The 14094-nt window shown below is 42.7% G+C and carries 8 protein-coding genes; 2 read left to right on the top strand and 6 right to left on the bottom strand.

The genetic code is table 11. The annotated features are described in order from the left end of the window. Window positions 1–260: 260 nt before the first annotated feature. From FZ954_RS11340 to FZ954_RS11320, 5 genes are all read right to left on the bottom strand, one after another. A complete protein-coding gene (locus FZ954_RS11340) occupies window positions 261–8228 on the bottom strand; it encodes a mucin-binding protein (RefSeq protein WP_187423373.1) in 7968 nt (2655 codons plus the stop codon). Between the two features lie 390 nt (window positions 8229–8618). After that, window positions 8619–9257, bottom strand: a complete 639-nt coding sequence (gene trmB / locus FZ954_RS11335) for a tRNA (guanosine(46)-N7)-methyltransferase TrmB (protein ID WP_148878421.1) — start codon at window positions 9255–9257, stop codon at window positions 8619–8621. Then, window positions 9254–10048, bottom strand: a complete 795-nt coding sequence (gene ccrZ, locus FZ954_RS11330; RefSeq protein ID WP_005591081.1) for a cell cycle regulator CcrZ — start codon at window positions 10046–10048, stop codon at window positions 9254–9256. The genes trmB and ccrZ overlap by 4 nt, the downstream gene beginning before the upstream one ends. A gap of 50 nt (window positions 10049–10098) precedes the next feature. After that, entirely contained in the window at window positions 10099–11145 is a 1047-nt protein-coding gene (locus FZ954_RS11325) for an ABC transporter permease (RefSeq protein WP_148878420.1), read from the bottom strand. Further along, window positions 11142–11873: an ABC transporter ATP-binding protein gene (locus tag FZ954_RS11320; RefSeq protein WP_148878419.1), complete on the bottom strand. Its 732-nt coding sequence runs from the start codon at window positions 11871–11873 to the stop codon at window positions 11142–11144. The genes FZ954_RS11325 and FZ954_RS11320 overlap by 4 nt, the downstream gene beginning before the upstream one ends. Before the next feature lie 67 nt (window positions 11874–11940). Between FZ954_RS11320 and FZ954_RS11315 the strand changes: the two genes are divergently transcribed. Together FZ954_RS11315 and FZ954_RS11310 are read left to right on the top strand one after the other, a co-directional pair. Next, window positions 11941–12351, top strand: coding sequence for an HIT family protein (locus tag FZ954_RS11315; protein WP_148878418.1), 411 nt, complete (start codon window positions 11941–11943; stop codon window positions 12349–12351). Between the two features lie 9 nt (window positions 12352–12360). After that, window positions 12361–12636: a hypothetical protein gene (locus FZ954_RS11310; protein WP_148878417.1), complete on the top strand. Its 276-nt coding sequence runs from the start codon at window positions 12361–12363 to the stop codon at window positions 12634–12636. Window positions 12637–12733: 97 nt separating this feature from the next. Here FZ954_RS11310 and FZ954_RS11305 read toward each other — a convergent pair whose 3' ends face one another. Beyond that, entirely contained in the window at window positions 12734–14089 is a 1356-nt protein-coding gene (locus FZ954_RS11305; protein WP_148878416.1) for a bacteriocin secretion accessory protein, read from the bottom strand. Window positions 14090–14094 lie beyond the last annotated feature (5 nt).

The following is a 14094-nucleotide window of genomic DNA, read 5'->3' as shown; positions in this document are numbered from 1 at the left end:
TATACCTTTTAAAATACCGAGATCAGTCATTACATTCTCTCGATAGTAAAATGAATAATACCAATAACTTTGAGGTGATATCCCTATCATTCTCCAGTAAATCTCCTATTTTACTAGAATCTTCTCTCATTTCTTACTACCAAAGTCTGCTAATCAAATAAATAAAAAATCGATAACTTCTTTACGAAGTTATCGATTTTTGCGAGCTGTTAACTAATCGTTCACAACTCTTCAGTGATTACTATCCAAGCTAGAAAGAATTAATCTTCTTCTTTCAATCTTGGTTTAATCAAGCTGACACCTGCGAGTGTCGCAACAATTCCTAAACCAAGTACTGCTGCTGAAGATGATTTCTCACCTGTATTTGGCAGAGCAGTAGTTCCAGGAACTTTCGGTTCCACTGGCTTGTTCGGTACTTGTTTATTTGGTACCGGAGCTGGAGTTGGTGGAACAGGTTTCGGTTCTGGTTTTGGTTCTGGTTTTGGCTCCGGAGTAGGAGTTGGTTTTGGTTCCGGAGTTGGTGTCGGTGTAGGTGGAACTTCTACCTTCTTGTAAGTTACGACTTCATCAGTTGGTTTCGCTGAGTCTGCTGTAACCTTCACATCTGCTACGCTTGCTTTATCCGCTACGTAACCCTTGATGTCTGGTGAAGTTTGTCCCTTGATCACGTCATCTTGTGATGTCCATGGGCCTTTTTCTACGATCGCTTTCGTTACGACGTTGATCTTCAGAATACGCGTGAATTTAGCGCTGTCTGTGAAGCTTGGTGCTGCTTCTTTACCATCTTCGTATACATACTTGATCGTACGGCTCAATTCTTTCACAGCTTCTTGTTGAGCTGACTTGATCTTATCATCTGTCCACTTAGGTCCATCCGGATTGCTTGGATCCATTGGATCGTTTGGTTTCGGTGGATTATTCGGATCGAATGGTACTACGCCTTCTTCCAATTGAACAGTGAAGTTTTGGTCCTTGCTTGCATCATCATCAAAGTTTTGTGGATCCTTGAACTCATCGTTCACAACCTTGTAACCTTGGTTAGTCAATTCTTTCAACTTCGCAAGGTATTGGTCACGGCTAATTGGTTCGCCTGACTTACCGCCTTCTGAGATCTTAGCCAATTCTTTCTTAGCTTGGTCTACGAAGGTGATGGTTGCTTTTTGATCAGCCTTCTTGTAAGTTACGACTTCATCAGCTGGTTTAGCTGAGTCTGCTGTAACCTTCACATCTGCTACGCTTGGTTTGTCCGCTACGTAACCCTTGATGTCTGGTGAAGTTTGTCCCTTGATCACGTCATCTTGTGATGTCCATGGGCCTTTTTCTACGATCGCTTTCGTTACGACGTTGATCTTCAGAATACGCGTGAATTTAGCGCTGTCTGTGAAGCTTGGTGCTGCTTCTTTACCATCTTCGTATACATACTTGATCGTACGGCTCAATTCTTTCACAGCTTCTTGTTGAGCTGACTTGATCTTATCATCTGTCCACTTAGGTCCATCTGGATTCTTAGGATCCATTGGAGTATCTGGTTTCGGCGGATTATTCGGATCGAATGGTACTACAACCTGACGCATAGTAACGGTGAAGGTTTGATCCTTCTTATCGTCATTATCGAAGGTCTTAGGTCCTGCGAACTCATCCGTTACAACTTCGTAGCCCTTGTCTGTCAATTCTTTCAGACGAGCTGCGTAGTTGGTTGTACCGATTGGCTCACCTGACTTACCGCTTTCGACAACCTTAGTCAATTCCTTATTACCGTCAGTTTGGTCTACGAAGCTGATAATTGCTTTTTGACCATCNATAGTAACGGTGAAGGTTTGATCCTTCTTATCGTCATTATCGAAGGTCTTAGGTCCTGCGAACTCATCCGTTACAACTTCGTAGCCCTTGTCTGTCAATTCTTTCAGACGAGCTGCGTAGTTGGTTGTACCGATTGGCTCACCTGACTTACCGCTTTCGACAACCTTAGTCAATTCCTTATTACCGTCAGTTTGGTCTACGAAGCTGATAATTGCTTTTTGACCATCCTTCACGAAGTTGATTGGTGTATCCTTCGTTGGATCACTTGGAACTGGTGGTGGGTTGTAACCCTTGCTTGGATCGCTCGGATCTTTCGGTGTCAATGGTGTTGTGCCATCTGGGCCTACTGGTGTAGTTCCTGGTACATGTGGAATCACTGGAAGATCAGTACCTGGTTTGCTTGGATCTGTTGGATCGTTTGGATATGGAAGGTTTGGTACTTTTGGAAGTCCGTCTGGTACATTTGGTACGTATGAACCAAGTTTGCTGTACTTAACTGTTTCTTCGCTATCCTTATCATCAGGAGTGACTGTCTTCGCTGCTACATTGGCCTTATCTGCCACGAATCCAGTTACGACTGGTGTAGCTTCTTGTGCCAATTCTTTCGTAGCTGGTGTCCATGCACCGAAGGTTTCCTTACCAGTTACACGGTTACGTTCACCTGTACGTGTGAAGGCTGCTTCTTGAGTCACTGGAGCTTTCAGAGCTGGACGACCCGCTGTTTGACCATCTGCGTATTCGTACTTGATGGTACGTGATACTTTCTTGTTGAGCTTAGCTGGGTCTGTAATCTTCTCTGTACCTTGACGAAGAGTAACGGTGAAGGTTTGATCCTTCTTATCGTCATTATCGAAGGTCTTAGGTCCTGCGAACTCATCCGTTACAACTTCGTAGCCCTTGTCTGTCAATTCTTTCAGACGAGCTGCGTAGTTGGTTGTACCGATTGGCTCACCTGACTTACCGCTTTCGACAACCTTAGTCAATTCCTTATTACCGTCAGTTTGGTCTACGAAGCTGATAATTGCTTTTTGACCATCCTTCACGAAGTTGATTGGTGTATCCTTCGTTGGATCACTTGGAACTGGTGGTGGGTTGTAACCCTTGCTTGGATCGCTCGGATCTTTCGGTGTCAATGGTGTTGTGCCATCTGGGCCTACTGGTGTAGTTCCTGGTACATGTGGAATCACTGGAAGATCAGTACCTGGTTTGCTTGGATCTGTTGGATCGTTTGGATATGGAAGGTTTGGTACTTTTGGAAGTCCGTCTGGTACATTTGGTACGTATGAACCAAGTTTGCTGTACTTAACTGTTTCTTCGCTATCCTTATCATCAGGAGTGACTGTCTTCGCTGCTACATTGGCCTTATCTGCCACGAATCCAGTTACGACTGGTGTAGCTTCTTGTGCCAATTCTTTCGTAGCTGGTGTCCATGCACCGAAGGTTTCCTTACCAGTTACACGGTTACGTTCACCTGTACGTGTGAAGGCTGCTTCTTGAGTCACTGGAGCTTTCAGAGCTGGACGACCCGCTGTTTGACCATCTGCGTATTGATACTTGATGGTACGTGTAACCTTCTTGTTGAGTTCTGCTGGATCCTTGATTGCTTCTTTACCATGACGAAGAGTAACCACAAATTGTTGGTCCTTCTTATCATCGTTATCGAAGGTCTTAGGTCCCTTGAACTCATCGTTCACAACTTCGTAACCCTTGTCTGTCAATTCTTTCAGACGAGTTGCGTAGTTAGTTGTTCCGATTGGCTCACCTGACTTACCGCTTTCAACGACCTTACCAACTTCCTTGTTGTTATCATCTTGGTCTACGAATGTGATAATCGCTTTTTGACCATCTTTAACGTAGTTGATTGGTGTATCCTGAGTTGGATCACTTGGAATTGGTGGTGGGTTGTAACCCTTGCTTGGATCGCTCGGATCTTTCGGTGTCAATGGTGTTGTGCCATCTGGGCCGACTGGTGTTGTGCCTGGTACATTTGGTACCACTGGAAGATCAGTACCTGGTTTTGTTGGATCTGTTGGATCGTTTGGATATGGAAGGTTTGGTACTTTTGGAAGTCCGTCTGGTACATTTGGTACATATGAACCGAGCTTCTTGTATTGTACAACTTCTTCGCTGTTAGCATCGCCAGCTTTCACTGTCTTCGCTGCTACATTGGCCTTATCTGCCACGAATCCAGTTACGACTGGTGTAGCTTCTTGTGCCAATTCTTTCGTAGCTGGTGTCCATGCTGTGAAGGTCTTTTCACCAGTTACAGCATTTATTTTACCAGTACGTGTGAAGGTTGCTTCTTGAGTGACAGGAGCTTTCAGAGCTGGACGACCCGCTGTTTGACCATCTGCGTATTGATACTTGATGGTACGTGTAACCTTGCTGTTCAAATCAGCTGGATTCGTATTGTCATCCAAGCGTGGTGTTACAACAACTGTCCAAGTTTGGTCTTTTGTCTTATCGTTATCGAACTTCTGACCATTTGGTTGAGTAAAGCCATCGCTCACAAGCTTGTAACCTGCTTGTTGAAGTTGAGTGATACGATTTACAGTTGAGTAAGCTACTGGTTCACCTGACTTACCAGCAACAGAATCTGTATAAAGAGTCTTAACTGGAACGCCATTCTTACCATCTGTTACGTACTTGATAGAACCACGTTGTTCATCCAAGTTGTAGTTGACAACTTCAACTGAATCTCCAGTAGTAGGGTCAACAGTTACACCTGGAACTTTTGGTTTATCTGGGCTATAGCCTGTAATAGCAGGAGTGTTTACTTCTGGAAGGTTAGCATTTGGTTTATCCCAAGCGCCAGGAGTTTCCACACCTGTTACCTTGTTAACAGAAACTGGACGAGTGAATGATGTTGTTTGAGTAACTGTCTTAGGAAGCGCTGGGCGTCCTGCTGTTACACCGTCACCATATTGGTATTGGATAGTTCGAGTAACATCTTTCTTCTCTTGTTTTGTTTCAATAACCGGAGTAACGACAACTTTCCATACTTGGTCTTTTGTCTTATCGTTATCGAACTTCTGACCACTTGGTTGAGTGAAGCCATCACTTACAAGTTTGTAACCTGCTTGTTGAAGTTGAGTGATACGGTTAGCAGTTGAATAAACAACATCTTCACCTGATTTACCTGTAACACCGTCAGTATAAAGAGTCTTCGCTGGAACACCGTTTTGTCCATCTGTTACATACTCAATGATACCACGTTGATCATCTTGGCTGTAGCTTACTACTTCATCTTCGTTAGGAGATGTTGGAGTAACAGTTGAAGCTGGAACACTTGGTTTGTCTGGAGTGAAACCAGTAACTGCTGGAGAATCAACCTTTGGAAGTTCTTCACTTGGCTTGTTCCATTGACCAGGAGTTTCAACACCTGTCACCTTGTTCACAGAAACTGGGCGAGTAAATGTTGTTGTTTGAGTAACTGGGCGAGGAAGTGCTGGACGACCTGTGGTTACTCCATCCTTGTATTGGTAACGAACGTTACGAGTAACATCTTTCGTTTCTTGTTTTGTCTCAATACGTGGAGTAAGAACAACTTCCCATGTTTGATCTACATTGTTATTACTGTCAAATCTTTGACCGCCGGCTTTAGTAAAGCCGTCGCTAACAAGATCATAACCCAACTGTTTAAATTCGTTAATTTTCGCAGTTGTTGTATAGTTTACAGGTGTATCTGATTTACCAGTTACGTTGTCTGTGTGAAGGGTCTTAGCTGGAACACCATTTTTACCATCTGTACGGTAAACGATGCTTCCCTTTTGATCTGCAGCTGAATAGCTTACAATTTCACGCCAGCTTGGGTCTCTTGGTGAAACAGTAGCTGAATTTACACGTGCTTTATTTGGTGTGAATCCGGACACTTCTGGGCTGTCAACCGCATCTACAGTACGAGTATTTGGAGTCCAATTACCGTATGTTTTCTGACCAGTTACTGGATCTTCTGATACTTGACGAGTAAATTGAACTGTTTGTTCAACTGGTTGCGGAAGTGCTGGACGATTTCTAGTCACACCATCTTCATATTCGTAAGCGATTGTACGAGTAACGTCTTTTGTTTCTGTTGTTACTTTTGGATCATTCTTACGGTATGAAACGATTTCACGCCAGCTTGGATCTGTTGGTGAAACAGAAGCTGAATTTACACGAGTTTTATTCGGTGTAAAGCCTTTAATTGCTGGTGTATCAACTGCAGGTACAGTTTGACGAGTTGGTGTCCAATTGCCGTATGTCTTTCTACCAGTCGCTGGGTCTTCTGACACTTGACGAGTAAATTGTACATTTTGTTGTACTTCACGTGGAAGTGCTGGACGACCTGAAGTCACACCATCTTCATATTCGTAAGCGATTGTACGAGTAACATCTTTTGTTTCTGTTGTTACTCTTGGAGCATTCTTGTCGTAGTAAACCGTTACATCACTTGGAGTAGAACCTGGATTTACTGTAAGTCCTGGAACTGTCGCTATATCTGGTGTATATCCTGGTACATTTAGAGAATCTACAGGCGCAAAATTCTTAGATGAAGGGCTCCATGGACCTGGTCTACCACCTGTCACAGTTCGAGTGAACTCAGCTGTTTGAGTGTAAGTTGGCGGAAGTGTTGGTCCTGTCACACCTGGTTTGTATTTATAATAAATATTACGAGTGACAGTCTTCTTCTCTGTCTTAACATCTGTAGCACCTTTACGGTAAACGTAGGTTACTGTACCGTTGGTACCCCAGTCAGCCAGAGTTCCTGAAGGTGGCAAACTACCATTCTTCATCCGAACAAAGCCATAACCTGGGATTGTTTTTTGTTCAGTAGTATAAGGCTTACCTTTATAGGCACCTTTTGGATAAGTTACTGAACCTTCAGCGATTTCTCGACCTTGCTCATCTTCATAACGTACGTCAACAGAGGCACTTTGATAGAAATCAAAACGTTTGATTTGGAACTGTTGCAAGTTCTTGTAGTTACCAGTCGTAGCCGTAACCACCATGGACATCAGCTCTTCTGGAGTAGAAACTGTTTTCCTCCATTGCTTAATACCAAGATTACTTTCGTAAGAGATAGTTAATTCCTTGGTTACACCATCATACTGGATAGCAAATCTGTGGAAACGACCATCTAGGTCACTTGAGTCCAGACGTTGAGCACTATTAGCATCTGTCTCAGCCCACCAACGATCATATTCACCACCAGTGAAGATACCACCACCACGAACCTTTTTATGAGTGGTATTTACCCAGGCACCAAATTGTCCCAGTTGAGGGTCTTTATCCCAACCATATTGGAAAGAGTCCGTGTTGCTAGTATCAAAACGATTCCCTCTTGGTGGTGTGAAGACGTTCCAGAAAGTATCCAGTTTGAAACCAGTTGCGTTACGCAAACCACCGATACCCAGGTTACCACCATTTGCCCCTAGATCTGTTGTGTTCCCTGTATGGAAGGCAAAACCGATACCATCGGCACCATAACGATCTTGAGTTTTATCACCAAGGTTAACTCCACCAGTCAGCTTGAAGCTTTGGTTCATATTGATCTTACTCTTCAGACTGAAGTTACCTGTCTTGTGTTCTTCATCTGGAGTAAGGGTTACGATACCATCGTATGAATTATAGGTAGCTGAACCATTCAATCTGAAGTAGTCAAGGAAGTTTTCTTTCGTTACAGTTGTTTTTCCTGTTTGTGGGTCAAACGAACGGAAGCCACTTTCTCCTGATTTACGGAAATCAGCGTAACCTTTATTTACTTCGCTTTGAGCAGCTGCTAATGTTGAATTAGCTTCACTTTTGGCTACTGCATTTGTTGCTTGGCTAGCTGTTGCCAAACTAGCTGCTTGACTAGCTGCCTTTTCAACTGATACCTTAGCAGGTTCTACAGCGGCAGCTGATTCTGTAGCTGCTTCAGATGAAACTGCAGTTGACTCTGCAGTAGCTGAAGTAGCTGGGCTAACTCGAGCCTCAGACTGAGTTGCAGCAGTTGATTGGCTAGTCGCTACTGAAGCTTTAGATACTTGTGAAGTAGCTTCTTTTAAAGCTGCTTCACTTTTTGAAGCAACTTCTGATTTAACAGTTTTTTCTTCCACTTTGCTTGATAGGTCTTCAGCAGAGGTAGAAGATGCTGTAGATGCTACACTTGAAACTGCGTTGCTTTCAGCGACAGTTGCTACGGTAGAATTCTTTTCTATGGCCGACTCGGAGTCAGAATCATTCGCTCCCGAATCTTCTCCTGAATCTGGCACAGAGGTCGTTTTCTCCGTAGAGGTGCTTGAAGAATCCGTCTTAGCTAACGTATCGGCTGAAACGACATTCCCCCCAAAGAACATGAAAGCTGCGACTGCTACAGAAGCCACGCCCACATTAAACTTACGGACTGAGTATCGAAGTCGTTTCTCAGCACTCGCACGGTTTAATCTGCGTCTCGCATTTTTATCCATGAACATCTCTCCTTTTTAAAATATAGTTCAACCACTTATTACTCAACACCTTAACGCCTGAGCAGCAAAGTATTTTATAACATATGATTGGTGGTTCTAATGTCAAAGTTTAGACATTAAACCATACCAATAATTATACCGCTTTTTTCCTATTATATCAAGGATTTTACTATCTAATTTTTTTCTGTAACAAAAGTGTAATATCATATTATAGGGATAGCAAAAAGCTTTAGCGACGCCGTTTTAAGAGAATGAAAACAACAAAAATAATCTTTATAGTTTGATGATCAAAACAAAATAAAAAAGAGCCCCCACAGGGCTCTATTCAACAAAAATCGGTCATAAAACCCGACATTGAGATAGAAAATCTATTTAGGACTCTCTTTATTTTTATTGAAATTCTGCTTCGACTCGGTAAATAACCTGACCCTTGCTAGAGAATTTTTGCTCATATTCGGTTAGGACATTGCCTTCAAAGTCGCTGGCATGAAGATCCAGCCAAACACCTTTGAGAACCATGCCATACTGCGAAAAGCTGACCAGGCTGTACTCAAACAAGCCACGGTTGTCCGTTTTGAAGTGGATTTCACCTTTTTCTGGCAAAATTTGCTTGAAGGTATCCAAGAAAGACTTATAGGTCAAGCGACGTTTTTCATGCCGTTTCTTAGGCCATGGATCAGAGAAATTCAGGTAAAGTCGGTCAATTTCTCCATCTGCAAAATAGTTGGTCAATTCCGAACCATCCACCCAGAGCAACTTAATATTGGGTACATCAGCTTCCAAAACCTTGTCCAAGGCGTAACTAAGGACAGACTTCTGAATGTCAATCCCGATGTAATTGATGTTTGGATTAGCCTTAGCCATCCCTGTAATGAAAGCCCCTTTACCGCTTCCAACTTCAACATGGATCGGATGGTCGTTTCCAAAAATTTCTTGCCACTTTCCCTTGGCATCAACTGGATTTAGAACCACATAGTGGGGGTTAGCCTCTAATAACTCTGTTGCTCCCTTACGATTTCTTACTCTCATCTTACCTTTCCATACTTAGAACGGAAGTTGCGTAGAGCGTAAATCTCCCGGTTCACATTTTCTAAATCATTGTTTTCGTAATATTTAGCAATCTGCATCAGATAAGAGTATTGACCAAACCAATACAGTTTTTTGATAACCTTGTCATTGTACTTATAACCGTAGTAGGTCAGCCACTCCTGCCAATTGGTATCTGGGATATAGTGACTCAATATATGAGCAACATCCAACATCCTGTCCGTCAAGCGAACCGAATCCCAATCCACCAAATAAATCAAGCCACTATCCGTCTGAAACCAGTTGCTATGCCGTACATCACCATGGACAATCGTCGCATAGTCCTCACGAAAAGCAGGTACCGTTTGCCGCAAATCCCGAATAATAGACTGCAGATACTGATTGTTCCTCAAAACGACCGGCGCTTGATTGAGCCAGCTATTGATTAGATCGATTGGCGTTTCTAAAATATAACCCAATTTGGCTAACTGAGTCATCAGAGGCTTCGATCGATGCAAACGCGTTAAAATATTGATCACTTGCTTTTTAGACATATCATTAGGAGTTAAAATGGCACCTGAAAGCCATTCTTGCCCACTCATGACATTGCCGTCTGGCAAGCGTCGACTCCACAGAAGTTGCGGAGCAATTTGTTCTCTGGCTAAGCCTGCCAGAATCGGGGTCGTATTCATCTTGACGAAAACTCGCCCCCCGTCTGGATAAGTTCCCATATAGGCCTTTCCGCTCTTACCAGCTATTGGTGTCAGGGCTAGCTCGTTATCAACCAAGACCATGATTCCCCTCCTTAAAAAGTTTCCTCACTATTTTACTAATTTTCATTCTTTTAGTCAACCAATCTTTTTAGTTTATATGGCAAATAGACTAGATACAAAAAGATCGTCGCTCCAAGCATTGCTAACACTGCCATCTTATCTTGAAAAAAGAGCACTGCCACTAGCGTTTCAAAAAGCAAAACACTATGTCCAACCCCTGTGATAACCTGTCTTACTCCCTTGATTTTAGACTTACTATCCAGCGGGAAAAGCTGGGTTAAATACTGATAATCAAAGGCTTCATACAAAGCCAGCAACTGAAAAAGCAGAAGATAGTTGAAAAGGACGACAAAACCTGCAGCAATCCAAGACTGGCTGACAAAGACAATCGTTAAGAGGGCTAAAAGTAGAAGACGCAAGGTCAGAGGGAATAAATCGCCATTGCGAAGATAGGAGCGCAGAAACATATTTTGCCAAGTCTTGGCATGGGTCTTAGGTAAAAACCTCGTCACCCCGTCCAAGTAAGCTCTTCTTTTGACACTATTAGAAATGCCTTTTACATTTGTAAAGAGGGCAAAGAAACGAAGAACTTTCTGCTTACGACCTTCCTCAGCTGCGATTGCATATTGCCAATCAAGGCAGTCAGACAAGAAAAAGCGACGCCCCTTGAACTGAAAGACTAGCCATTTTAGCAATAACATAAGGAGGCAGTACAGCCCAAAGCCCCAGATTGGCAAACCTAAGGCCAAAAACAACGGCGCTAACAAGATCAGCAACAAGGTTTGCAGCAGACCAAAGAGAATATACGAACGCTGGATTTGTCCCTTGACAAACTCAATGACCGCCTGCTCCTGCACCAGCAAAAAGAGCATATCTGGCTTTTCCAGATAGGTTGCGGTATTCCCAAAAGGAAGAATGAGCACAGAGAATAAGACTAATCCGGCTACGATCGGCCAAGACTGACTAGGAAAATTCCGCAGCAATTGATTGTACTGAACCGCCAAAAATCCGAGAAAAATCAATAAGAACAGAACAAAGTGATCATTGAGAACATAGCGCAGATACTTCAGACACCGCTGACGGAAATCTTGCTTGCGTTTAGCAAATACTTCTTTCATAGCGCAGCCTCTTCCGTCAAGGCAAGATAGATGTCATTGAGACTAGCTTCCGGCATCTGAAATTGTCCTCGCAACTCAGCTAGATTGCCCTTAGCACGCACCTGCCCTTTATGCAAAATCACAAAGCTATCACACATCTTCTCAGCCGAATCCAGAACGTGGGTACTCATGAGGATGGACTTACCTTTTTTCTTTTCCTCATCCAAGAGCTGGATAAGATCTGCAATAGCTACTGGATCCAGTCCCAAAAAGGGCTCATCCACGATAAAAAGACTAGGATCCACCACGAAAGCACAGATAATCATGACTTTCTGCTTCATCCCCTTAGAGAAATGCACTGGAAACCAGTCCAACTTATCCTTGAGTCGGAAGATAGTTAAGAGGCGCTCCACGCGCTCAAAAGCGACTTCCTGCTCGATATCATAGGCCATGGCCACCGTTTCAATATGCTCGCGCAGGGTTAGCTCTTCATAAAGACTCGGCGTCTCTGGGATAAAGCCAATCTTCTTACGGTAGGCACTAGAGTTTTCTCGCAGCTGCAAACCATCAATCCGAATTTCTCCCTTGTAAGGTGTCAATAAACCGATAATTTCATTGATGGTAGTGGATTTACCAGCACCATTGAGACCAATCAAACCAACCAACTGGCCATTGCCCACTTCAAAGCTGACATCCTTTAAAACCGGGATATTTACATAACCGCCCGTAAGCTCTTTGATTTCTAACATATTTTCTCCAAATCTGGTATAATAGTTCTTATATTATAACAAAATCTAGCGAATAGAGGTATCATTTATGGCTGATTGTATTTTTTGTAAAATTATCGCAGGGGAAATTCCGTCTTCTAAAGTTTATGAAGATGACCAAGTAGTCGCCTTTCTAGACATTTCCCAGGTCACTCCAGGCCATACTTTGGTCGTTCCCAAGCAGCATTTCAGAAATCTTTTGGAAATGGATGCAGACAGTGCTAGTCAGCTCTTCGCTCGTGTACCTGGCATTGCTAGAAAGGTGATGAAAGCCACAGGTGCAGCTGGTATGAATATCATCAACAATAACGAAGAAATCGCCGGTCAGACCGTCTTTCATACCCATGTCCACCTAGCTCCTCGCTATGAAGAGACAGACGGTCTACAAATCAGCTTTGAAGCCCACGAACCAGATTTTCCAGCCTTGGCTCAATTGGCTGAAAAGATTGCTCAAGCCTAGGGAGGGACTATGAAATTTTCAAATCTCATGCTTTTCACAGGCGCAGCCTGGTCCAGCTACCATTTGGTCAAAAATCGGAAGGCAATTAACCAAGAAGTCGTCGAAACATCCGATATCTTGGATAAAATTCAAGATAATTTAGCTAACATCCAGCACAATCTCGCCATTATCCAAGAACAGCGAGACAATATTAAGGAAATGGCTCAAGACTTGACTTATAAATACAAGATTTTCGAAAAACAAGCCCAAGCTCAAATTTCACAAATACAGGATATCTGGCAATAGAAAACTTTCTCATAACAACAAAAACCATGGCACAACCATGGTTTTTTCATATTTGCGAGATAAAAACTTCAATCAAAACTTATCGACTATTCTTCCTTTAGTCCTTTCTCAAGAATTGATCCAAGTAATAGTCAAAGTAGGTTTTGCTTCCTGTGATGACTACTGCACGACCTTCAATACCGTAACGTATCTTCTTGGCTTGGACATCCGTTAAGCTTATTTCAGCTTCCACCTTGAAGAAGTTGCCTTTTTCCGTTTTCGTCGCATTGTTGTCAATGTTTGAAATTTTAGATTTGAGAACAAATTCTTTATTATTTCCATCCATTGCAGTGAAACGCAAAGTCTCACCTTTTTTCAGACTAGCAACATCTTTTGAGGTCACATAGGTTGTGATAACGACCTTTTTTTCCTTGGTCAAAACAGGATACAACTGAGCGAGCAACTTCCCTTCAGGAACTAGATTCGCTCCTGCTGTTTCAGGATTTAGGTGGAGAATACCATCTTCAGTTGCTGTGATCATGCCCTTTTGAGTGATACCACCTTGCACCTTGAGATTGTTTTCAACTTCTAAAATCTTTTGATTCAAGGCCGTCAATTCTTGACCAACTTTAGTCAACTGCTGAGCTTTCAAAGACTCAAGCTGGCTATCCAAGCTACCAGAATAGGCCTGCTGAGCACCAGAGCCCGCATACTGCACTCGATAACCTGCAAGAGCTGATTCAAACTGAGAAATTTGACTATCAATTTGCGAAAGAACCTGACTCTTTAGCTGACCTTGACTATCTGCAGCCGCTTGTGTCTCATAAGCCTGATAGATGCTATAGCCAGCATTAGTCGAAGGGACACTTGTCCCATTTTGGATAGCATTTCTAAGAGTCTGATAATCTGCTAATTTAGCATTTGTTTCATTGATCAAATTCCCCAGCTCTGCTTGTGAATTGCTAGCTGCTGAATTTTGAGAAGCAATGGTCGAATTTTGCTGTTCGGTATTGCTACGGATACTCGCAGCTTGATTCTTGTAATCATTAAATGCTTGCTCATAGCCGAAGCGATCCTCTCCTGAAAACTGGCTAGTCCCCGTCTTCAGACTTTCTTGCAGCAGCTCCAACTGACGTTTTTGCTCCTTCAAGCTTTCTACTTGAGAGGAGAAGGTTTCTTTTTGAGTATTTTCACTATCAGACTTATACTGAACTAAAAGATCCCCTTTTTTTACAACTTTATTTTCCTTCAAATTATTAGTGACAATGGCATTGTTACTGGTTGATTGGATGTTAGCCAGAATCTTGCTAGGTTCAATAGAAGCACCTGAAGTAATAGTGATTTCTTTTTTAGCAAAGAGGGAGAATAAGACCACAAAAATCAACAAGAAGAAAGTCGGTAAAATCACGCGCACAGAAAAGCTAGAATATCTACGGTTATAAAATTCGGCACTCTCTAAGTAATGTTCTTCCATCTTCT

Origin of the sequence: Streptococcus sp. Marseille-P7375, assembly GCF_902460365.1 — a bacterium.
Lineage (GTDB): Bacteria > Bacillota > Bacilli > Lactobacillales > Streptococcaceae > Streptococcus > Streptococcus cristatus_I.
This window is presented reverse-complemented; position numbering and strand designations above follow the sequence as displayed.

What these genes read in the sequence shown, in the direction of transcription:
- trmB (WP_148878421.1), bottom strand. Translation starts at nt 9,257, where the DNA reads ATGAGAGTAAGAAATCGTAAGGGAGCAACAGAGTTATTAGAGGCTAAC.
- ccrZ (WP_005591081.1), bottom strand. Translation starts at nt 10,048, where the DNA reads ATGGTCTTGGTTGATAACGAGCTAGCCCTGACACCAATAGCTGGTAAG.
- FZ954_RS11325 (WP_148878420.1), bottom strand. Translation starts at nt 11,145, where the DNA reads ATGAAAGAAGTATTTGCTAAACGCAAGCAAGATTTCCGTCAGCGGTGT.
- FZ954_RS11320 (WP_148878419.1), bottom strand. Translation starts at nt 11,873, where the DNA reads ATGTTAGAAATCAAAGAGCTTACGGGCGGTTATGTAAATATCCCGGTT.
- FZ954_RS11315 (WP_148878418.1), top strand. Translation starts at nt 11,941, where the DNA reads ATGGCTGATTGTATTTTTTGTAAAATTATCGCAGGGGAAATTCCGTCT.
- FZ954_RS11310 (WP_148878417.1), top strand. Translation starts at nt 12,361, where the DNA reads ATGAAATTTTCAAATCTCATGCTTTTCACAGGCGCAGCCTGGTCCAGC.
- FZ954_RS11305 (WP_148878416.1), bottom strand. Translation starts at nt 14,089, where the DNA reads ATGGAAGAACATTACTTAGAGAGTGCCGAATTTTATAACCGTAGATAT.